Below are 20,782 nucleotides of genomic sequence, written 5' to 3'. Positions count from 1 at the left end.
TATTGGGTTTTATTGACCCGAAGCCTTAGTAAGAGCGCCGTCATGGGCGATCACCGCCGCCGCGGATGGGCGGGACAGCGGCGGGACCGCAGTGGCATATTGATGGGTTTCGATCAGACGCAGCGTGCGGCGCAGCACCGGCGCGCTGATCGCCCATCGGGCCGACTCCGGCACCGGGATGTAGTCGTCCTCGGCCGTCTTGGTCGTCGTGGTCGTCGTGCGCGACAGCGAGTATTGGATCAGCGCCCCGCCGTCTTTGGTGCGCAGCGCGTACACAGGGAAGTTGTCGGCGCTGAAGATCGAGTCGTAGCTGTAGCCGTTGCCCTTCGCCTTGTCCCTGAGCGAGGCGATCTGCTCGGCCACCTCGGTCGTGTACGGCCCCGCCGCCAGCAGCCCCGCCGTGACCCCGGCCGTCCCGGTCTCGGCCACGCTGGCGTGCACGGGCTGCATGAACTGCGGGCTGATCGTGACGGTCTTGTCGTCGGGAGCCAGCGCCGTCGCAAAGCTCTCGGCGTCCAGCTCGATCTCCGGGAGCTGCTGTCCCGGCAGGAGCTGCGCCACGGAGCTGAGCCGCCAGCGGTCCGCCGCCTTGGCGAACGTCAGCAGCGTCGGCCGCCCGTTCCGTGTCGCCAGCGCGCTGAACCACGGCGCCTTCTCGTCCACGGCGAACCTGGGCACGTAGAGCGTGGGCGAGCCCCACTTGTAGCGGGGCGGCGCGTAGTCGGTCGACAGGAATGCCGCCACGGTCAGCAACGTCTGCCCGCCGGTCGTGAGGTCCTTGGCCTCCAGATCCAGGAGGCCCTCCAGGTGGACCTCCTGGTCGCCCGCCACCCGCAGCCTGTCGTCGGTGACGATGAAGTCGTTGAACTCCTTGGCCGCCTCGGCCCGGGTGAGCCCGACCGCGCTCGGGGAGGGCGTGGGCGTCGCGGAGGCGGCCGCGGCCTGCTTAGTGGAGGTCGGCGGGGCACTGCTCGTGCAGGCGGTCGCCGCGGCCAGCACGCCGGCGGCGAGCGCCAGCACCTTCCGCCGCCTGTATGCACGCACGTCGCCATCGTATTGCGGTTTGGGTGGGCGACGGGTCGAAGCCTTGGGCGGGTCTCGGGTTGGAGGACGGAGTTCTCCCGCGAGGCGCGTACCCTAGGGAGACGTGGCAGGCATCGATCCGGCAGAAGAGATCAACGAGCTCGCGGGCACGGTCCGCAGCATCCAGGACGTGCTCGACCTCGACGCGATGCGCAAGCAGATCGCTGAGCTGGAGCAGCAGGTTGCCGCGCCCGACCTCTGGGACGACCCTGAACAAGCCCAGAAGGTCACGAGCAAGCTCTCCCACCTCCAGGGCGAGCTCAACCGCGTCGATGGCGTCGCGCGCCGCCTCGACGACCTGGCCGTCCTCTACGAGCTGGCGGCCGAGGAGGGTGACGACGACACGCGTGTCGAGGCCGACAAGGAGCTCGAGTCGCTCAAGTCCGATATCGGCGCGCTCGAGGTGCGCACCCTGCTCTCGGGTGAATACGACGCCCGAGAGGCGCTGGTCACCATCAACTCGCAGGCCGGCGGCGTGGACGCCGCCGACTGGGCCGAGATGTTGTTGCGAATGTATCTGCGGTGGGCCGAGCGCAAGGGCTACTCCACGGAGGTCTACGACACCTCCTACGCGGAGGAGGCCGGCATCAAGTCGGCCACGTTCACCATCAAGGCGCCCTACGCGTACGGCACGCTGCGCGGCGAGCACGGCACCCACCGTCTGGTCCGCATCAGCCCGTTCGACAACCAGGGGCGCAGGCAGACGTCGTTCGCCGGGGTGGACATCGTGCCGGTCGTCGAGCAGACCGACCATATCGACATCAACGAGGACGAGCTCCGCATCGACGTCTACCGTTCTAGCGGCCCCGGCGGCCAGGGCGTCAACACGACCGACTCGGCCGTGCGGATCACGCACCTGCCGACCAACATCGTGGTCTCCTGCCAGAACGAGCGTTCGCAGCTGCAAAACCGGGCTAGCGCCATGGCCGTGCTCCAGGCCAAGCTGCTCGAGCGCAAGCGGCAGGAGGAGGCGGAGAAGATGTCGGAGCTGCGTGGCGCGACGACCACGTCGTGGGGCACGCAGATCCGCAACTACGTGCTGCACCCCTACCAGATCGTGAAGGATCTGCGCACGGGCACCGAGGCCGGCAACCCGTCGGCCGTGCTCGACGGCGACATCGACGGGTTCATCGAATCAGAGATCCGCTGGATGCGGCGGCAGGAGTCGGGGGCGGAGGCCTAGGACGGGCCCTAGAGCCCGCTGAGGTGCTTGAGCGCCAGGCTCGCGAAGAGCAGGACGACGAGCAGCAGGACGATGAGGGCGGGTGACAGCCCGGCGAAGCCGTGGTGGTGCATCCGCTCTCTGTTGGCGCGGCAGAGAGCGCAGCGGCCCTCGATCACGGGGTGGGCGCACTGCGCGCATACGAGGTGTTCACAACTCATGACAGCCCCAAGTCTAGCCGCACAATCGTTTTGTTTCCGTTATGGACGTTCCATGCCAGTCTTCCCCCTAGACTGTGCTCTGGCCAATCGGAACGTCGATCATCAGTAAAGACGAGGTCCCCGATCGGCCAGCGGCGGGAAGTGGGCATGTGCCACCCTCGCTTCCGTCCTGACCCCTAGACTGGCATGCCGTGATGCTCTCGTGATCCATTTCGATAATGTCACCAAGGTCTACGCGAACCAGAACCGGCCCGCTCTCGACCACGTATCCGTTGACGTGGACAAGGGCGAGTTCGTGTTCCTCGTCGGCCCTTCGGGGTCAGGCAAGTCCACGTTCCTGCGTCTGATTCTGAAGGAGGAGCGGCCCAATTCCGGTGCGATCCATGTCGCGGGGAAAGACCTGGCCCGCCTCTCCAACTTCAAGGTGCCGCACCTGCGCCGCCGCATCGGCTGCGTGTTCCAGGACTTCAGGCTGCTCCCGAACAAGAACGTCTACGAGAATGTGGCGTTCGCCCTCGAGGTCATCGGCAAGCCCCGGCGGTTCATCCGCAAGGTGGTGCCCGAGGTCATCGAGCTGGTCGGCCTGGAAGGCAAGGCCCACCGCATGCCCGACGAGCTGTCCGGCGGCGAGCAGCAACGCGTCGCCATGGCCCGCGCGTTCGTCAACCGGCCGATGATCCTGCTGGCCGACGAGCCCACGGGCAACATCGACCCCGCGACGAGCATCGGCATCATGAAGGTGCTCGACCGCATCAACAGGACTGGCACCACGGTCGTCATGGCCACGCACGACGCGGCCATCGTCGACTCCATGCGCAAGCGTGTCGTGGAGCTGGAGGACGGCAAGATCGTCCGTGACCAGTCGCGTGGCGTTTACGGCCAGGCGTACTGACAGGGAGCTGCAGACAGAACATGCGGGCGAATTTCATCTTCTCCGAGGTCTGGATCGGCCTCCGTCGCAACCTGACCATGACGATCGCGGTCATCATCACCGTGGCGGTCGGAATGGCGATGCTGGGCGTCGGCTTGATGATCAACGCCCAAGTCGGCTTGATGAAGGGCTATTGGGGCGACAAGGTCGAGATCTCGGTCTTCCTGTGCAACAAGGGGACCGCCATGCCGGCGTGTAACGGCAAGGCGATCACACAGACGCAGATCAAGGCGCTCGACGCGCACATCCGGGGCACCCAAGGGGTCAAGGACGTCTTCTTCGAGAACCAGGCGACGGCGTACCAGAACTTCCAAGATGCGTACGCGTCCAACCCGGCTCTGGTGAAGGCCACGCAGGTCGAGGACATGCCGCAGTCGTTCCGCATCAAGGTCGCCAACCCGGACAACTACCAGCCCATCATCCAGGCCGTCCAGGGCCAGCCGGGCGTCTCGCAGGTGACCGACCACAAGCAGCTGATCGGGCCCTTCTTCGAGATGCTCGACACGCTCGCGATTTACGCGCTGGGTGTCGCGATCATCCTGGTGCTGGCCGCGGCGCTGCTGATCGGCAACACGGTCCGGCTCTCGGCGTTCAACCGGCGCAGGGAGACGGGCATCATGCGACTGGTCGGCGCGTCCAACCTCTACATCCAGTTGCCGTTCGTCATGGAAGGCGTGATCGCGGGCCTGATCGGCGGCGTGTTCGCGGCGGTCATCCTGATCGTGACCAAGGTCATGCTGTTCGAGGAGCTCGGTAAGTTCTTCGGCGGTGCGACCGCTCAGCTGGGCTGGGACGCCGTGGCGCAGACGATCACGTACACCATGATCATCGGCGTGTTCATCTGTATTCTGGCCTCGTTCGTCACGCTCCGCCGCTACCTCCGGGTGTAGCGGTCGCGACGTACCCGAGGTGCGGAGGATCGCCGGTAAAGTCGAAGCATGCCACGTGAGACCGGGCGGAAGGTCATCGCCCAGAACAAACGTGCTCGGCACGATTACCACGTCGAAGACACCTTCGAGGCGGGTCTCGTGCTGCAGGGCACCGAGGTGAAGTCGCTCCGCGAGGGCCGCGCCTCGCTCGTCGACGGCTACGCCAGCATCGACGGCAACGAAGCGTGGCTGCTCAACGTGCACATTCCCGAATACTCACAGGGCACGTGGACCAACCACGCCGCCCGCCGCAAGCGCAAGCTGCTGCTGCACCGCAAGGAGATCGAAAAGCTCGCCGCCAAGACCAAGGAGGGCGGGCTCACGATCGTGCCTCTGTCGCTCTACTTCAAGGACGGGCGTGCCAAGGTCGAGATCGGCCTCGCCCGCGGCAAGAAGGACTGGGACAAGCGGCAGTCGCTGGCGGAGCAACAGGCCAAACGGGAGATGGCCCGGGCACTGCGCAACCGCAACCGATGAGATCGGCATGAGACGCCTGCGCCGCACGCTCTCCGCGACCGCCACTCTGGCGGTCGCGTGTACCATGCTGACCGGCTGCTTCGAGGAGCCGTCACCGCACGACGCGGTGCGCGACTTCCTCGTGGGCTGGCAGACGGAGGACTACGACCTGGCGGCGGGACGCACCGACGGCGACCAGGCGACCGTACGCAAGGCCCTGTCCGACGCCAAGCTGGAGCTGGACGCGGCCTCGTTCCGCTTCAAGATCAAGAGCTTGAGCATGAACGGCGACGAGTCCAGCGCCGCTTTCCACGCCGAGGTCGACCTGGGCGAGAACAACCCGCTCTGGCAGTACGACGGGGTGTTGCCGCTCCACTTGGTCGACGGCACGTGGAAGGTGCGCTGGTCGCCCTCGGTGCTGCATCCGGAGCTGAAGGAGGGGCAGCGGTTCGCGGTCGACATCGATCCCAAGCCGCGCCAGCCGGTGGTCGACCGGACCGGCGACGCGCTGCAGACCGACACCGTGGTCTACAGCGCCGGCGTCTACCCGGCCAAGCTGGGCGACCAGGCCGAAGACGTCGTCGCGAGGTTGTCCGAGATCACCGGATACGCCCAGGACCGGCTGCTGAGTCGCATCCGCTCCTCGCCGCCGGACAAGTTCGTGCCGCTGGTCACGTTCGGCGGCTCCCTCTACCAGAAGATGAAACCCAAGCTCGACGCCATCTCGGGGATCGAGACCCAGCCGCAGGACCAGCCCGTCAACCCCGACGCGCCCCGGCAGATCGTCGGCACCGTCAGCGCGCTCACCCCGGAGTATGAGCAGAAGCTCGGCGGCCCGCAGCGGGCCGGTGATTCGGTGGGCAAGAGCGGGCTGCAGCAGGCCTACCAGAGCTACCTGACCGGCTCCACGCAGACCAGGGTGATCACACTCGACCTCAAGACCGGCAAGGAGGTCACCCAACTGCAGGAGTGGCCGGGCCGGCAGAACGTGTCGGTGAAGACCACCATCGACCGCGGCATCCAGGCGGCGGCCGAGCAGGCGGTGGCCGACACCGACACGAGCGCGCTGGTGGCCGTGGACCGCAACACCGGCGAGATCCGGGCGGTCGCCACCAAGGGCGGCATGCACCAGGAGAAGGACGCGCTGGCCGGCAAATACCCGGCGGGCACGGCGTTCTCCATCGTGGCCGCGGACGCGTTGGTCAAGGCCAGGGTGAGCCCCAAGCAGCGGCTGGACTGCCCGCAGGAACGCACGGTCGGCGGCGCTAAGTTCGTGGCCGCCGGCCAGTCCACGGCCGGCACGTCGTCGGCCACGTTCCAGGAAAACTTCGCCAAGGGCTGCGTCACCGCCCTGGCCTCGCTCGCCCGCCGCGTCACGGCCGACGAACTGGGCAAGAGCGCCACCGCCTTCGGCGTGGGGCAGCCGTGGCGGCTGCCGCTGAAGTCGTTCAGCGGCTCGTTCCCCAAGTTGTCCAGCGACGCCGACAAGGCCAAGGCCATCGCGGGCCAGAACGTCGAGGTGAGCCCGCTGGGCATGGCGCTGGTGGCCGCCGCGGTGTCGTCGGGCACCTGGCGCCCGCCCGTGCTCGTCACCGACCCGAAGTCGCCCGACCCTGGGGTCGAGACCGTGCCGATCGTCCAGCCCCCTCCCGTGCCGGTCGATCCGCGGGTGCTCGCGGCGCTCAGGCCGATGATGCGGGCCGGCGCCTTTGGCACGCCCGCCCAGGCAGGCAAAGGCAGGGTGCACGGGGTGACGGCGACGGCCGGGGACCAGATGACCTGGTTCGTCGGCTGGCAGGGGGACGTGGCCATTGCGGTGTTGTCGAAGAACTACAACGCGTCGGCGGTCGCGGGCGGCTTTTTCGCGGCCCTGGCGAACCCGTCGTGAGCTGTTGTGAGCTCGTCGTGAAATTGTTGCGACGCTGAGCAACCATCCGGGGCCGCGACGGCGTCTTACTGAATGACTGGGCCCGCTCGGGGGGTTGCGGATCCAGTCGCCGTGATGAGATCAGGACTTCATCTCGGGGGAAGTCCTGCCGTCCGGACCGGCTCGACCCTGCCGGTCGGCCCCCGGGAGCGCGAGCTGCTGTGCCACTCTCCCGGGGGTTTCGCCATGGGGAATTAAGTTGGCGTTGAGGGCGTTGTCCCCTGTAGATTCATGTTGCTCGCCTTCCTCGGAGGGCGTGTTGACAACTGCACAGGGGGTGACTGGCTTCGACTTCGATCTTGCAAGGCAGGTGAAGCGGGCCGAGGACTGCGGACATAACCTCGTTAATCCTGTGACCGCAAACAACAAGTGCCAATTCCAAGCGCACTGTGGTAGCCCAGGGTTCCCTGGGTCTCGCTGCCTAAGTAGCGAAACCACTGTCAGCCCGGGAGTGCCTTCGGCCCGGTGTCTGGCATCGCTAGAAGGCTCAACCGATCGACCCGGCCACGGGGGAGATCGGGAAATCAAACAGTGGCTGAGCCCGTCGGCGACTCGCCTGCGTGATCGCCGGGGCTGAGAAAAGCACAGCAGGCTGCGCCCGGAGAAGCCCTGACTTGGGGTTGAAGGACGCGGGTTCGATTCCCGCCACCTCCACCAGATTAAACCGCCTCTGACCTGTCGAAACATCGACAGGCAGGGGCGGTTTTTTGTTCGTGGATCGCACTATGGACGCACGGACCATCGGACGGGGACGTAAGCCCTGGTCGTTGCCTACGTTCGCGGAACCGCCCCAGACGAAGGGACAGATGGTTCCGTGGCAAAGCGAGCCGAAGGCATCGACTACCGGAAGAAGAAAGACGGCACCCTCTCCTACCGAGTCCGCTGGCGCGAAGGTGCGCCGGTACTACCGGGTGCCTGCCTACCGGGGCGACCAGGTGATCGTTTACGGTAGGCAAGCCCCCCGTCACTTGTTCCAGGCCACCAAGAACTCCGCGAACGAGATGTGCCCGTCCACGTCCCCATCGTGCTCGTCCGAGGCCTTGAAGATTGAGTCGAGCTCGGCGGCGGTGACCTCCTCGCCGCGCGTGTTCATGGCGAGCGCGAATTCCTCGCGCGTGATGTATCCGTCCCCGTCGCGGTCGAACTCCTGGAACGTGGCGGTCGGGTCGTCAAGATTCGGCATGGGTGACCTCTCATCGTGCGATTCATGCGATCTGCGGACAAGGCAACATCGAAGCACGAGCTTGTACCCCAGGCGAGGGATAACGGGCAGAAAGACGCCGGTCGCGGCGCCCATCCCGGATCCGCATCGGCAGGAAGTCAATCGAGCCAACCGCCACCGCCTGTTCGCACAAACTTGCGCAGACCGGCTGTGCCGGGGCATCCGGGTGATCGTGTACGGGCGGCCGGGCAGGATCACGGGGTTCCGGGACGCTGGGCTGCGGGTGCGGTTCGACGACGGCCCCAGGTGGAGTCTGCCGCGCCGCAGGAGCCTGACGTGTCGGAGGAATATGACGACACGGTGGACGGCGAGAAGCCGGCCCTGAGCAAGTGGCACGCGGCCAGAGCCTGTTACGTCTGCGACTGGCACCTCTGACCCGCACGGCCGGGGAGTCCCGCATGCCAATCCGAGCAACTGTCCCGCTTCTGGACGGGGCTCAACGGCGCAGCCGCAGGGTCAGCACCTGGAACGGCCGCAAGGAGATCGGGATGCCGCCGTCGGCCTCCACGGTGACGGGGTTTCCTGGCAGGGGACGTTCCAGCAGGTCGGTGACCGTCACATCGGTGACCGGGAAGGAGGCGTGCAGCCGGGTGATGGCCCGGCCGCCGAGGGCCTCGTAGATCCGGACGATGACATCGCCGGACTGGTCGTCGGCGAGCTTGACCGCTTCGACGCAGGCGGCGGTGCCGTCGAGTGTGACCAGCGGCGGGGGCGGCGGGGCCGCACGGCCGCTCGTCACGCGGAGCGGGAGGTTCAGCGCGTAGCCTGCCGCCACGGCGTCGCTGATGGCGGCGCCGGGGACGAGCGCGTAGGTCATCCGATGGCGCCCCTGGTCGGCTTCCGGGTCGGGGCAGCGTGGCGCGCGGACCAGGCTCAGCCGCACCGTGGTCGTGGTGCCGCCGTCGGCACGCGTGGTACGGGTCACGTCGTGGCCGTAGGTGGCGTCGTTCGCCAGCCCGATGCCGTACCCCGGCTCACCGAGATGGACCCACCGGTGGCAAGAGATCTCGAACCTGGCCGAGTCCCAGCTGGTGTTGGTGTGCGTGGGCCGGAACACGTGACCGAACTGGATCTCGGCGGCCGAGCGGTCGGCATGGACGTCGAGCGGGAACGCCACCTTGAGAATCTTCTCCCGCTCGTGCCAGTCGATCTCGGTCTCGATCTCCACCCGGGGACTGCCCGCCGTGAGGCGAACCGTCTGCACGATCCTGGACGCCCCGAAGCGACGCTCGACGCGTACTGCGCCGATGAGCGGGCCCGCGTCGACGATGGTGATCGCCTCTGCCTCGTCGAGGTCGGTGCGCCGGCGGCGATAGTGCGCGTCGATGTCCCAGGCGTCCCACTGGTTGGGCAGGTCGGTGTGCAGTTGCAGCAGATTGCCGCGGGAGCCGGGGGCCAGCAGCTCTCGGTGGGCCACCACGTCGAGGACCGACGAGAGCAGGCCGGCCGCGTCCAACTCGACGCGGATCAGGCCGTTGTAGAGCACCGTCCCGGTCTTATTGGTGGTCGTGGTGACGGGGGAAGGGGAGGACGAGGCGCCGAGGCGTACCATGCCGGAGGCCGGGACCTCGACGAAGACGTCCGAGCCGTCGGGTGCGGTCACCACTTCGGCGCGCGGCCGCGGCCCCGCGTTGCAGACCCAGGTCGCCTCACCGGCGCCGGTCAGGGCGGAGACGGCCGCGGTGATGATCTCCTCCAGCTCCGCGCGCACGCGGGCGTAGGTCATCTCGGCCTCGCGATGGACCCAGGCGATCGAGCTGCCAGGCAGGATGTCGTGGAACTGGTGCAGTAGCACCGTCTTCCACAGCCGGTCCAGATCCGCGTACGGGTACGGGAAGTTCTTGTGCACCGCGGCGGTCGCCGCCCACAGCTCCGCCTCGCGCAGCAGGTGCTCGCTGCGCCGGTTGCCGGCCTTGGTCCTGGCCTGGCTGGTGTAGGTGGCGCGGTGCAGCTCCAGGTAGAGCTCGCCGGACCAGACGGCCGCGTCCGGCAGCTCCGCGTGGGCGGCGGCGAAGAACTCGTCCGGGCTTTCGACCACGACGCGGGGGGAGCCCTCCAGGTCACGCAGCCGCCGCGCCTTCTCCAGCATCTCCCGGGTGGGGCCGCCGCCCCCGTCGCCGTGCCCGAAGGGCAGCAGCGAACGGGTGCCCGCGCCCTTCTCCGCATAGTTGCGTACGGCGTGCGCCAGCTCAGCACCCTCGAACGTGCCGTTGTAGGTGTCGGCCGGCGGGAAATGGGTGAAGACGCGGGTGCCGTCGATGCCCTCCCACCAGAAGGTGTGGTGCGGGAACTTGTTGGTCTGGTTCCAAGAGATCTTCTGTGTGAGGAACCACTCCATCCCGGCAAGCCTGGCGATCTGCGGGTAGGCCGCGGTGTAGCCGAAGGAGTCGGGCAGCCACACGCCGCGGCATTCCACCCCGAACTCCTCCATGAAGAAGCGTTTGCCGTGCACGAGCTGGCGGGCCAGGGCCTCCCCGCCCGGCAGGTTGCCGTCGGCCTCCACCCACATGCCGCCGATCGGCACCCACTGACCGGCCTCGATCGCCTTGCGCATGCGCTCGAAGATCTCCGGGTGGCGCTCCTTGACCCACGCGTACTGCTGCGCCTGCGGCCCGGCGAAGACGAACTCCGGGTAGTCGTTGGCCAGGGCCGTGACGTTGGCGAAGGTGCGGGCGGTCTTGCGCTTGGTCTCGCGGATCGGCCAGAGCCAGGCGCTGTCGATGTGCGCATGGCCGGCCGCGGAGATGGTGTGGGCGCCGGCGTGGGCGGGCGAGGACAGCACGCCGGTCAGGTGGGCGCGGGCGGCCCCGGCCGTACCGGCGACGTCGTGGATGTCGAGGGCGTCCATACTGCGTTCCAGGGCGCGGAGGATCTCGTGCCGCCGGGGGTCGCCGATCGCCAGCTCGGCCATCAGCTCGCGCAGCACCTCGACGTCCAGCCGCAGGTGCCAGACCTCCTCGTCGAGTACGGCCAGATCGGCGCGGGCGAGGCGGTAGAGCGGCTCGTCGCCGGCCGTGGCCTTGTCGCCCAGAGGGGTCGGGAGGAAGCCGTTCGCGAGGATGTCGGGGTTGGCGGCCATCTCCAGCAGCAGGCCTACCCGGTCCCCGGTGATCGGGACGTACTGGTTGCGTGGTTCGATGCCCTTGATCGGTCGGCCGTTCAGGTCGTACACCAGGGCCTCGGCCTGGTTGCCCGGCCAGTCGCCGACGAAACCCAGGTCGAAGACGGCCTCCACGCGCCGTCCCGCCCACCGTTCTGGAACGGATCCGGTGGCTCGCAGCCAGGTCGTCGACCAAGGGCGCCCCCAGCGCGTGCCCACCTCGAACGGCTCGTAGCCGGCGGCCAGCGCCTCCGCGACGGGCACCGGCTCGTCGGGGACGTGCCAGGCGGCCAGCTTGAGCGGCACGGTTTCCGCGTACACGGCGGGAGCGATGCGTTCCCGGAGCACGCGGTCGATCCGCTCCTCGACGAGCCTCCTGTCGTCGTGCATCAGAGTGTCAGTTCCTTCCGCGGAGGTAGCCGAGCTGGGGGAGCTCGCGCTGATATCGGTCGAGGAGCCGGTCGGCAACCGTGACGGAGTCGACCAGCGGGTGGATGGCGAAGGCACGCAGCGCCGCCGTGCGGCAGCCCGTGGCGGCCGCCTCGATGACCGCCTGCTCCACCTCTTTGACGGCGGTCACCAGGCCGAGCGCATGACCGGGGAGCGGATCGACCGAGATGGGGCGCGCACCGTTGGCGTCCACGAAGCAGGGCACCTCCACCACGGCGTCGGGATCGAGGCCGCCGATCGCGCCCCGCCCGCGGACGTTGAGGATGAGCGTGGTCCGCTCGTCGAGCGCGATCGCGCGCATGAGGGCCAGGGCGACCTGCTCGTAGCCGCCGGACTCGAGGTCGCCGGGCGCACGCTCGCCGACGCCCGACGCTTCCCGGTTCTCCGCCATGTAGGTGGTCTCCCGCTCCAGCCGGACGCTCTCCCACGCGGCCAGCGCCGAGCCGCCGGTGTGCGTGTAGAACCGCCGTTGCTGTTCGATGAGCACGGAGCCGCGCGTCTGCCGGGCGGCGCGGGCGGCGGCCACCGCCTCTCGGGTGAAGTAGTAGTAATGCAGGTATTCGTTGGGGATGCAGCCGAGGGCGCGCAGCCACTCGACGCCGAAGAGTTTGCCCTCTTCGAAGGAGCCCAGCCCGTCGGCGTCCCGCAGAAGATCGGGGAGCAGGTCGCGGCCCTTGACGCGGAGACCGCGCAGCCAGCCGAGATGGTTGAGCCCGGCGTAATCCAGCCACACGGTCGCGGGGTCCACGCCGAGCGCTCCGGCCACCCGCCGGCCCAGCGCTATCGGCGAGTCGCAGATGCCGATGACGCGATCGCCGAGGTAGTGGGACATCGCCTCGGTGACCATGCCCGCCGGGTTGGTGAAGTTGATGACCCACGCCTCGGGCGCCGCCTCGGCGATGCGCTGTGCGAGCTCGCGGGCGACGGGGACCGTGCGGAGGCCGTACGCGATGCCGCCGGCGCCGACGGTCTCCTGTCCTGGCACGCCCTCGTCGAGGGCCACCCGCTCGTCGATGGCGCGCCCTTCGAGACCGCCGATGCGGACGGCGGAGAAGATGAAGTCGGCTCCTGAGACGGCCTCGGTGAGGTCGGTGGTGGCGTGCACCTCGGGCGCGTCGGGTACGCCGTCCGCCAGTTCGCACAGCACTCGCTGGATCGCCGAGATCCGCGAGGCGTCGAGGTCGTGGAGCGTGACGTGGGTGACTCGGCCCTTGCCGCGATCGGCGAGCAGGGCACGGTAGACGAGCGGTACGCGGAACCCGCCGCCGCCGAGAACGGTCAGCCTCATACCGTGATCACCTCGACGCCCGCCTCCCGCATGGCGGTGAGCGTTGCCTGGTCGCCCGGGGCGTTGGTGACGATGACGTCGAGATCTTCCGGACCGCACACCCGGGCCATCCCGGTGCCGGGGAACTTTCCGACGTCCGCGACCAGGACCACCTGATCGCTCGCCGCGATCATGGCACGCTTGACCGGCACCTCCACCACGGTGGTGTCCATGACGTGTCCGCCGGGGCGCACTCCGCTGGTGCCGAGGAAGAGCCGGTCGGCCTTGATCTGGCGCAGGTTGTCCTCGGTGAGGAAGCCCACCAGCGACCGGTAGTCGCGACGCACCATGCCGCCCAGCATGATGAGCTGGATGTCCTCCTCGTCCTGAAGCTCCTCGAGGACGGCGAGGCTGCTGGTGACGACGGTGAGTGGCCGGCCGCGCAGGTAGCTGGCGATGCGGTGCGCGGTCGTGCCGATGTCGAGCAGGACCGTCTCCTCATCCTTGACGATCTCTGCGCATCTTTGCGCGATCCTGTCCTTCTCGGCTCCGCGTACCGCCGCCACATCCACGAACGGATCGTCCCGCTCGTCGATCGGCATGGCGCCGCCGTACACCCGCCGGAGCAGCCCTTCATCGTGCAGCTGGACGAGATCGCGGCGGATCGTCGCAGGACTGGCGTTGAGTCGCTCGGCCAGCGCCTCGACAGTGGCGGGGCCTTCTGAGCGCAGGATGCGCACGATAACTTCGTGCCGTCGGTCCCGGAGCATGATTGGGACAGTAGCGCTCAAACACGATCATTGCCAGCGGATTTTTTGGAAATTTTCGAGCGAACTATTGCATGGTCGCTCACAAGGGTGCACGATCCTGCCTAAATTCGGTGAGGTGCCAGTGCGCCAGAAGTGGCGGAGCGATGCCAGACAACGCAGTCCAGCCGCAGCTCGATGTCTTCGTGTCCGGCCTGCTCTTCTTCGACGTGGTCTTCGCCGGCCTGGAACAGGGACCCAAGCCGGGAATGGAGATCTGGACCACCGAGATGGCCTCGGGGCCCGGCGGGATCGCCAACTTCGCGTTCACGCTGTCCCGGCTCGGCCTGCGGACCGGTCTGGCGGCGGCCTTCGGCGACGATTCCTTCGGCCGGTACTGCTGGACGGCGCTCAGCGAGGAAGAAGGCGTGGACCTCAGCCGGTCTCGTCTATTCTCCGGATGGTCCACCCCGACCACCGCCTCCCTGGCGTACGACGGTGATCGCGCCCTGGTGACCCACGGCTCCCCACCACCCCTGGGGGCGGACCAGATAATCGGCGATCCTCCGGCGGCTCGGGCGGCGATCGTCCACCTGGGGCCCCAGCCGGTGGAGTGGCCGGCGAAGACCGGCGGCCTGGTCTTCGCCGACGTGGGCTGGGATCCCACTGAAGAGTGGTCGTCGGTGATGCTCGATCAGCTCGCCGGGTGCCACGCCTTCATGCCCAACGCTCATGAGGCCATGAGCTACACCAGAACGGACACACCCGCGGCGGCGCTTTCCAGATTGGGGGATCTGGTGCCGCTCGCGGTCGTCACCTGCGGAGGTGATGGCGTCCTCGCCGTGGATGCGAGCACCGGCGAGGACGCGAACGTCGCCGGACTGCCGGTGGACGTCCACGACCCCACCGGCGCCGGAGACGTGTTCGGCGCCGGTCTCGTTGTGGGAACCCTGGCCGGCTGGCCGCTCGCCGAGCGGATCCGGTTCGCCAACCTCGTCGCGGCCCTGTCGGTGCGGCGGGTGGGCGGCGCGCCCTCGGCGCCCCACTGGGCCGATGTGGCCGGCTGGTGGCGGGGTCTCGCCGACCAGCGGCTGCGCCGCGAGTACGGCTTCATCCCCGATGTCATCCCCCATAACCCGGAGGGTTAGAAATGGAATTTTCCCGCAGAAGGCTTATCCAGTCCGGACTTCTCTCCATAGCGGCGGCAGGCATCGGGGGCACGGCTGCCTGCGGTGGCTCAGGGGGCACCGCCGCGAGCAGTGGCGGCGGCGCCCGCGGAGCTGACCCTTTGGTACTGGGGCGGCGGGCTGAGCGACAAGGTCGTGGCCGACGCCGTCAAACAGTTCTCCCAGACCACGCTCAAGCCGTCGGTGATCGGCGGCGACTTCAAGCAGAAGCTGATCGCCACGATGAACGGCCGCAAGTTCGTGCCCGACATCACGGGGATCAAGGGCGAGAACATCGCCTCCATGCTCGCGGAGCCCGATCGGTTCATCGACCTCAACACCCTCGGCGCGGACAAGCTGGCCTCGCAGTTCGTCGAGTGGAAGTGGAAGCAGGGCTCCACCACCGACGGCAAGCTCATCGGATTCCCGATCGACATCGGGCCCACCGCGCTGTTCTACCGTAACGACATCTTCGAGAAGGCAGGCCTGCCCAGCGACCCCGCCGAGGTCGGCACGTCCATGTCCACGTGGGACACCTTCTTCGAGGCCGGGGTGAAGCTGAAGAAGGCCAACCCGGACGCGTTCATCATCGACTCGGCCGAAGGACTGTTCGACAAGATGGTCGGCCAGGGCCCCAAGCGCTTCATCGACGAGAGCAACAAGTTCATCGGCGACCAGCCTCACATCCGCAGCGCCTGGGACCAGGTGATCAAGGCCAATGGGCTGGGCATCATCGCGCCCAAGTACGACGGCCCGGACTGGAACGCCGCCGCCGCCCAGGGCAAGATCGCCGGGACCGTCGGCGCAGCCTGGTTCGCGCTGGACCTCAAGAGCGGTGTGGAGGCCACCTCGGGCAAATGGCGGGTGGCGTCCATGCCGGGAGGGCCGGCGAACATCGGCGGGTCGTTCCTGGCGCTGCCCAGGGAGTGCCGGGATCCCAAACTGGCGTTCCAGATCGTCACCTGGCTGCTGAGCGCGGACAACCAGGCGCGAGGCTTCACCGACGCGGCGCTGTTCCCCTCCACGCCCGCCTCCTATGACCTGCCCGCGCTGACCGGAGGGGATCCGTTCTTCGGGGACCAGAAGACGATCGAGGTGTTCGGGCCGGCCGCGAAGAGCATCCCTGTCCAGTACGAGGCGCCCGCGGACGCGGCCGTGGCCCAGCCCTTCAAGGACGAGATCATCAATGTCTGGACCAAGGGCAAAAACGCCGACACCGCGTGGACCGACGCGGTGAGCACGGCCAAACAGATCGCCGGGCGCCAGGGTGTGAGCTGAGAGGATGTCCGCTCGCACCTCCGCGCGAGAGCCCAGGCCGGCCGCCGCCGGCCTGGGGAAGCCCGCCGCGGCCACGCAGGGCCGCGGCGGGCCCGCCCACGCCCGGCAGTCCCGGTTGAAGCGCGCGTTGCGCAGCTATTGGCCGCAGTATCTGTCCATCTCGCCCTTCTTTCTGCTCTTCGCCGTCTTCATGCTGGTGCCGGTGCTGTTCTCGCTCTATCTGGCGTTCCACAAGTGGAACGGCCTGGGCGAGATGGAGTTCGTCGGCCCGCGGAACTTCGCGTTGCTGATGCAGGACAACATGTTCTGGCTCGCGCTGAAGAACACCTTCCTGATCTGGTTCATGTCCACGATCCCGATGTTGTTCCTGGCTCTCGTCGTGGCGAACATGCTCAACTCCGCCGTCCGGTTCACGGGTTTTTACCGGATCGCATATTTCGTCCCGAACGTCACGTCAGTCGTCGCGGTCACGATCTTCTTCGGCTCTGTGTTCGGCACCAACTTCGGGCTGATCAACGCGATCCTGCAGTGGTTGTCGGCCTCGCCGGTCCCGTGGCTGGTCAACGAGTGGACGATCAAAATCGTCATCGCCGCGATCATGTGCTGGCAGTGGACCGGCTACAACGCGATCATCTACCTCGCCGGCCTGCAGGCCATCCCGAGCGAGCTGTACGAGGCCGCGCGCATCGACGGCGCGGGCCCCGTACAACTCTTCTTTCGCATCACGATCCCCATGCTGCGCCCGATCATCCTGTTCACGGTGGTCGTCTCGACCATCAACGGCATGCAGACCTTCACCGAGCCGCAGGTGCTGTTCGGCATCAACTCGGCCAACAACGCCAGCTCGGGCGGCCCCGGCGGGGCCGGGCTGACCGCGATCCTGTACTTCTACCGCGAGGCGTTCAACAACAACGACTACGGGTACGGCGCCGCCATCGCGTGGGCGGTGTTCGTGGTCATCCTGCTGTTCACCGCGATCAACTGGCGCATCGTGCAGCGCCGGGAACGGGGCTTGTGATGACCGCCACGCGGCTGAGGGCCGCCGCCCTGCACCTCGTCCTGGTCGTGGGCGCGCTCGTCTCGCTGTTCCCGTTCTATTGGACCGCCGTCATGGCGACCAACACCACCAAGGACATGTACCAGGTGCCGCCGAAGGTGACCTTCGGGCCCGCGCTGTTCGATAACCTCGGGCGACTGATCAGCTCCATCGACCTCTTCGGCTCGATGCTGAACACGCTGATCGTCGCGTGTTGCACCACCGCGCTCGTCCTGTTCTTCGACTCGATCGCGGCGTTCGCCTTCGCCAAGTACGAGTTTCCCGGGCGGCGACTGCTGTTCGGCCTGCTGCTGCTCACGTACATGTTGCCGATGCAACTCGCCCTCATCCCGCAATTCGTGATCATGGTGGAATTGGGCTGGGTGGGCACGCTGAACGCGTTGATCGTCCCGGCCGCCGCGAACGCCTTCGGTATCTTCTGGATGCGCCAGTACATCAAGGGGGCGGTGCCCGACGAGGTGCTCGCCGCGGCGCGCATCGACGGCTGCGGGTTCTTCCGGCAGTACTGGCACGTGGGGCTGCCCGCCATCCGGCCCGGCCTGGCCTTCCTCGGCATCACTACGTTCATCGCCGCCTGGAACGACTACACCTGGCCGCTGATCGTCATGGTCGACCCCTCGAACCTCACCCTGCAGGTCGCGCTCTCCCAGCTGCACACCGTGCACAACCTGGATTACAGCCTGGTCCTCACAGGGGCGCTGGTCGCCGTCGTCCCCCTGGCGGTGATGTTCGTGCTGTTCGCCCGCGGCTTCATCCGCGACGCCATGAAGGGCGCGCTGCGTGGGTGACCTGTACCGTTCGTGAGGGCGGCCGTGATCGTGAAAGGAGCGCCATGACCGTTCCGGCCTGGTTCACCGACGCCAAGTTCGGCGTGTTCATCCATTGGGGCGCGTACTCGGTGCCGGCGTGGGCCGAGCCCACCGGTGAGCTGGGGGCGGTCGACCCGGAGGTGTGGTTCGCCCACAATCCGTACGCCGAGTGGTACTGGAACACCAGCCAGATCGAGGGCAGTCCCGCCCATGAGCACCACCGCACCGTGCACGGCGGCCTTCCCTATGACGACTTCCTCGACGCGTGGACGGCCGAGCTCTTCGACCCCGCAGACTGGATGGAGTTGTTCGCCCGCGCCGGAGCCCGCTACGTCGTCCCGACCACCAAGCATCACGACGGCATCGCCCTGTGGGACGCGCCCGGCACCGGCACCCGCAACACGGTCCGCCGCGGCCCGCATCGCGACCTGGTCGCCGATCTTGCCGCCGCGGCGCGGGCTCGCGACCTTCGTTTCGGCGTGTACTACTCCGGCGGGCTCGACTGGCACGCCGGCCGCCGGGCCGTTATCCGCCACGAGGATCTGATCGATGAGTGCCGCCCTCACGAGGCCGCCTACGCCGCCTACGCGCTGCGCCAAGTGCGCGATCTGATCGACCGTTACCGGCCGGACGTGCTGTGGAACGACATCGGCTGGCCCGACGCGGGCATGGCCAACCTGCAGGACCTGTTCGATCACTATTACGCCACCGTCCCGGACGGCGTGGTCAACGATCGCTGGGACGGCGCTCACGCCGACTACCTGACCAGCGAATACCAGGCGAACCGCCAGAACGAGACGGCCGCGCACTGGGAGCAATGCCGCGGCATCGGCCTGTCCTTCGGCTACAACAGGAACGAGGGCCCTGAGCACCTGCTGGAGCCGGCAGGCGCCGTCCGCCTGCTGGTGGACGTCGCCTCACGCGGCGGCAACCTGCTGCTCAACGTCGGCCCGCAGGCCGATGGCGCGCTGCCTGGCGAGCAGCGCGCCGTCCTGGAGGGCATCGCGTCGTGGATGTCCGGTCACGGCCGCGCCGTGCACGCGACCAGGCCACTGGAACCGGGTTCCACCACGCCACGCGACGGTGCCCCATGGATCCGCTGGACCCACGACGACCGGCACGCTTTCGCGTTCCTCGCCGACGTCCCGGACTCGGCCCGCGGTCAGGTCCTGCTGAAGACTCGCCCGGGACTGCTGGATCCCGCTACGGCGGTCCGCCTGGACGACCTCCCGGTACGGGCCGACGCCGTGCCGGACGGCCTCCTGGTCACGTCCGTCGAACTCGGCGCACCGATGCCCATAGTGATCCGATTCGCCCTCCTGTGAGGCCCGGCTACCAGCGCAGCGGAAGGGTGCGATGACGTCGTCGGCCGGACATTCGATGAGAACCCCCAATATGGCATCACACTGTCACCCAAAGATTGCTTTCCGTGTGCTTAGGTAGTCCTTTGACAATTGGCGTGTTGGATGGGGTTCAAGGGTGTCAAGGTACGGCTGGCGCCACTCGGCGTTCGCGCCCGTAGTGGGGCTGATGGTCTCCGCGCTGCTCATGGTGGCCGGGTTTGTGGAAATGTTGCTGGTGTCCGTGGGCGCGACCACGGCACCGGCGGCCGCCGAGCTCGTGGTCACGCTCATCATCGCGGTGTTCCTGACCACTGTGCTCAGGATCGCCAGGGCCGTGCCGGACATCCGGCGGGAGAGCGCCGCGACGGCGCGGGCCGTGGCGAGCGTTCAGGCGATCAAAGCGACCGATGACACGCTGGTGGCGCGGCGGCTCAAGCTGTTCAAGGAGGCCGCCGAGGCCGGGAACGACTGCGAGGCGGTGCTGAGTGCCCGCTCCGCGCTGGACGACACCGAGATGGCCAACAAGCACCACCTCGACCACGCCCTGATCTGGGCGCTGCCGGTCTTCGGGTTCATCGGCACCGCGCTGACGATGGGCGCGATGGTCAACTCGTTCTCGAACGCCCTGGACAACCAGGCGGACCCGGGCGTGCTGATTGCCGCGCTCAAGCAGCACGTGCTGCCCGAGCTGGCGTCCGCGTTCGGCGTCACCCTGATCGCGTTGTTCCTGAGCGTGCTGGCGTTCGGTGCGATGGCCCTGGTGGAGCGGGCGGAACGCGCCAGTGTGGCGGCGGCCGACGAGGTGTTCCTCATCTATATCGCGCGCCTGCCCGCCAAGCAGGCGGCTCCCGCCATGCACGGGCTCACCCAGGAGCTCGCCCTGTCCAGGGGCAGGACCGAGGAGCTCGTCAAGGGGCTGGACGCGCTGCGTACCGCGGTGGAGCGGCTGAGCGCCGTGGAGAGCCGGCCGCAGAAGTACACGCTGGTGAGGGAGCCGTGAGGAAGCGGCCTGCCAGGTCGTTCGCGCCGCCGCTCGACCTGCGCTTCATCGACCTGTTCATGGCCATCGTCCTGGCGTTGTCGTTCGTGGCGATCATGCTGACCGTTGTGGCGCGGATGTTGCCGACCGAGGTGTCCTCGCCGCCGACGCGGCAGGAGAAGAGCGTTGCCCAGTTGAAGAAGCAGCTCGACGCCGCTGAGCAAGCCAAGCAGAAGGCCGAGGCGGAGCTGCGTACGATGCGGGCGGAGATCGCGCAGCAGACCGCCTTCACCCTGCCCTGGTGGTTGATCGGGTTCTGTGCGCTGCTTGGTGTGCTCGCCGTGTTCATGAGCTGGCGGATTCGGCTGTGGAACAAGGGGAATCTGCCGCGGTTGCGTAGCTGGCTGCTGGTCACCGTTCTGGTGGCCGTGGTCACGGTGGTGATCAGGTCGCTGAGCGACAGCGACGGTGATCTGCTGCTCGCTGAGATCCCCTGGTGGGCGGCCGACGCCCTGTGCTTGGGGCTGCTGCTGGTCGCGTACGTGTTGATCTCTGACATCCGGGCCAGCCGCACCACACTCGGCGAGATCAGGGCGCGATCGGTACGCGGGCCTGGTGCGCCATGAATTCCGCTCAACTTCACTTCTGTCACATCT

Annotated in this window: 18 protein-coding genes and 1 other RNA gene; 13 read left to right on the top strand and 6 right to left on the bottom strand. The window is 67.8% G+C overall.

Annotated features, from left to right (window positions below; all coding sequences use genetic code 11):
• Positions 1-9: 9 nt before the first annotated feature.
• A complete protein-coding gene (locus tag ACTWPT_RS05200) occupies positions 10-1,044 on the bottom strand; it encodes a hypothetical protein (protein ID WP_443176079.1) in 1,035 nt (344 codons plus the stop codon).
• A gap of 103 nt (positions 1,045-1,147) precedes the next feature.
• Between ACTWPT_RS05200 and prfB the strand changes: the two genes are divergently transcribed.
• A complete protein-coding gene (gene prfB, locus ACTWPT_RS05195; RefSeq protein ID WP_443176078.1) occupies positions 1,148-2,266 on the top strand; it encodes a peptide chain release factor 2 in 1,119 nt (372 codons plus the stop codon).
• Between the two features lie 8 nt (positions 2,267-2,274).
• Here prfB and ACTWPT_RS05190 read toward each other — a convergent pair whose 3' ends face one another.
• A complete protein-coding gene (locus ACTWPT_RS05190) occupies positions 2,275-2,466 on the bottom strand; it encodes a hypothetical protein (RefSeq protein ID WP_443176077.1) in 192 nt (63 codons plus the stop codon).
• A 202-nt stretch (positions 2,467-2,668) separates the two neighbouring features.
• Between ACTWPT_RS05190 and ftsE the strand changes: the two genes are divergently transcribed.
• From ftsE to ssrA, 5 genes are all read left to right on the top strand, one after another.
• The gene (ftsE, locus tag ACTWPT_RS05185; RefSeq protein ID WP_091079803.1) at positions 2,669-3,358 is read left to right on the top strand and encodes a cell division ATP-binding protein FtsE; all 690 of its coding nucleotides are present in this window, start codon (positions 2,669-2,671) and stop codon (positions 3,356-3,358) included.
• Between the two features lie 20 nt (positions 3,359-3,378).
• On the top strand, positions 3,379-4,287 hold the full coding sequence (ftsX, locus tag ACTWPT_RS05180; RefSeq protein ID WP_443176076.1) for a permease-like cell division protein FtsX: 909 nt from the start codon (positions 3,379-3,381) through the stop codon (positions 4,285-4,287).
• Positions 4,288-4,335: 48 nt separating this feature from the next.
• Positions 4,336-4,803 carry an SsrA-binding protein SmpB gene (smpB, locus tag ACTWPT_RS05175; protein WP_443176075.1) on the top strand — a complete coding sequence of 156 codons (468 nt, stop codon included), beginning with the start codon at positions 4,336-4,338 and terminating at the stop codon, positions 4,801-4,803.
• Between the two features lie 7 nt (positions 4,804-4,810).
• Positions 4,811-6,670 (top strand): penicillin-binding transpeptidase domain-containing protein, encoded by a 1,860-nt coding sequence (locus tag ACTWPT_RS05170; RefSeq protein ID WP_443176074.1) that lies wholly within the window; start codon positions 4,811-4,813, stop codon positions 6,668-6,670.
• Between the two features lie 312 nt (positions 6,671-6,982).
• Positions 6,983-7,366, top strand: a transfer-messenger RNA (tmRNA) gene (ssrA, locus tag ACTWPT_RS05165).
• A gap of 307 nt (positions 7,367-7,673) precedes the next feature.
• Here ssrA and ACTWPT_RS05160 read toward each other — a convergent pair.
• From ACTWPT_RS05160 to ACTWPT_RS05145, 4 genes are all read right to left on the bottom strand, one after another.
• The gene (locus ACTWPT_RS05160) at positions 7,674-7,892 is read right to left on the bottom strand and encodes an EF-hand domain-containing protein (RefSeq protein ID WP_305919234.1); all 219 of its coding nucleotides are present in this window, start codon (positions 7,890-7,892) and stop codon (positions 7,674-7,676) included.
• Positions 7,893-8,367: 475 nt separating this feature from the next.
• Positions 8,368-11,421 (bottom strand): alpha-mannosidase, encoded by a 3,054-nt coding sequence (locus tag ACTWPT_RS05155; protein ID WP_443176073.1) that lies wholly within the window; start codon positions 11,419-11,421, stop codon positions 8,368-8,370.
• 7 nt (positions 11,422-11,428) lie between these two features.
• Complete coding sequence (locus ACTWPT_RS05150) at positions 11,429-12,769, bottom strand: 6-phospho-beta-glucosidase (protein WP_443176072.1); 1,341 nt, start codon at positions 12,767-12,769, stop codon at positions 11,429-11,431.
• Complete coding sequence (locus ACTWPT_RS05145) at positions 12,766-13,518, bottom strand: DeoR/GlpR family DNA-binding transcription regulator (protein ID WP_443176071.1); 753 nt, start codon at positions 13,516-13,518, stop codon at positions 12,766-12,768. Before ACTWPT_RS05145 ends, ACTWPT_RS05150 begins: the two co-directional genes overlap by 4 nt.
• A 143-nt stretch (positions 13,519-13,661) precedes the next feature.
• Here ACTWPT_RS05145 and ACTWPT_RS05140 point away from each other — a divergent pair, with 143 nt between their 5' ends.
• The 7 genes from ACTWPT_RS05140 (at position 13,662) to ACTWPT_RS05110 (ending at position 20,752) form a co-directional block, all read left to right on the top strand.
• Entirely contained in the window at positions 13,662-14,642 is a 981-nt protein-coding gene (locus ACTWPT_RS05140) for a carbohydrate kinase family protein (protein ID WP_443176070.1), read from the top strand.
• An 84-nt stretch (positions 14,643-14,726) separates the two neighbouring features.
• The gene (locus ACTWPT_RS05135; RefSeq protein ID WP_443176069.1) at positions 14,727-15,938 is read left to right on the top strand and encodes an ABC transporter substrate-binding protein; all 1,212 of its coding nucleotides are present in this window, start codon (positions 14,727-14,729) and stop codon (positions 15,936-15,938) included.
• A 4-nt stretch (positions 15,939-15,942) separates the two neighbouring features.
• Positions 15,943-16,956, top strand: a complete 1,014-nt coding sequence (locus ACTWPT_RS05130) for a carbohydrate ABC transporter permease (protein ID WP_443176068.1) — start codon at positions 15,943-15,945, stop codon at positions 16,954-16,956.
• Positions 16,956-17,783, top strand: a complete 828-nt coding sequence (locus tag ACTWPT_RS05125) for a carbohydrate ABC transporter permease (protein ID WP_443176067.1) — start codon at positions 16,956-16,958, stop codon at positions 17,781-17,783. The genes ACTWPT_RS05130 and ACTWPT_RS05125 overlap by 1 nt, the downstream gene beginning before the upstream one ends.
• A gap of 44 nt (positions 17,784-17,827) precedes the next feature.
• Complete coding sequence (locus tag ACTWPT_RS05120) at positions 17,828-19,129, top strand: alpha-L-fucosidase (protein ID WP_443176066.1); 1,302 nt, start codon at positions 17,828-17,830, stop codon at positions 19,127-19,129.
• A 154-nt stretch (positions 19,130-19,283) separates the two neighbouring features.
• The gene (locus tag ACTWPT_RS05115) at positions 19,284-20,147 is read left to right on the top strand and encodes a hypothetical protein (protein WP_443176065.1); all 864 of its coding nucleotides are present in this window, start codon (positions 19,284-19,286) and stop codon (positions 20,145-20,147) included.
• On the top strand, positions 20,144-20,752 hold the full coding sequence (locus ACTWPT_RS05110; RefSeq protein WP_443176064.1) for a hypothetical protein: 609 nt from the start codon (positions 20,144-20,146) through the stop codon (positions 20,750-20,752). The genes ACTWPT_RS05115 and ACTWPT_RS05110 overlap by 4 nt, the downstream gene beginning before the upstream one ends.
• The last annotated feature ends 30 nt before the right edge of the window (positions 20,753-20,782 follow it).

Origin of the sequence: Nonomuraea sp. 3N208 (assembly GCF_052245935.1) — a bacterium.
Lineage (GTDB): Bacteria > Actinomycetota > Actinomycetes > Streptosporangiales > Streptosporangiaceae > Nonomuraea.
Note: the sequence above shows the minus strand (reverse complement) of the source record. Positions and strands in the feature narration are given on the sequence as shown.

Coding starts and splice junctions, on each gene's coding strand:
- ACTWPT_RS05190 (WP_443176077.1), bottom strand. CDS start 2,466: ATGAGTTGTGAACACCTCGTATGCGCGCAGTGCGCCCACCCCGTGATC.
- ftsX (WP_443176076.1), top strand. CDS start 3,379: ATGCGGGCGAATTTCATCTTCTCCGAGGTCTGGATCGGCCTCCGTCGC.
- smpB (WP_443176075.1), top strand. CDS start 4,336: ATGCCACGTGAGACCGGGCGGAAGGTCATCGCCCAGAACAAACGTGCT.
- ACTWPT_RS05170 (WP_443176074.1), top strand. CDS start 4,811: ATGAGACGCCTGCGCCGCACGCTCTCCGCGACCGCCACTCTGGCGGTC.
- ACTWPT_RS05160 (WP_305919234.1), bottom strand. CDS start 7,892: ATGCCGAATCTTGACGACCCGACCGCCACGTTCCAGGAGTTCGACCGC.
- ACTWPT_RS05155 (WP_443176073.1), bottom strand. CDS start 11,421: ATGCACGACGACAGGAGGCTCGTCGAGGAGCGGATCGACCGCGTGCTC.
- ACTWPT_RS05150 (WP_443176072.1), bottom strand. CDS start 12,769: ATGAGGCTGACCGTTCTCGGCGGCGGCGGGTTCCGCGTACCGCTCGTC.
- ACTWPT_RS05145 (WP_443176071.1), bottom strand. CDS start 13,518: ATGCTCCGGGACCGACGGCACGAAGTTATCGTGCGCATCCTGCGCTCA.
- ACTWPT_RS05140 (WP_443176070.1), top strand. CDS start 13,662: ATGCCAGACAACGCAGTCCAGCCGCAGCTCGATGTCTTCGTGTCCGGC.
- ACTWPT_RS05130 (WP_443176068.1), top strand. CDS start 15,943: ATGTCCGCTCGCACCTCCGCGCGAGAGCCCAGGCCGGCCGCCGCCGGC.
- ACTWPT_RS05125 (WP_443176067.1), top strand. CDS start 16,956: ATGACCGCCACGCGGCTGAGGGCCGCCGCCCTGCACCTCGTCCTGGTC.
- ACTWPT_RS05120 (WP_443176066.1), top strand. CDS start 17,828: ATGACCGTTCCGGCCTGGTTCACCGACGCCAAGTTCGGCGTGTTCATC.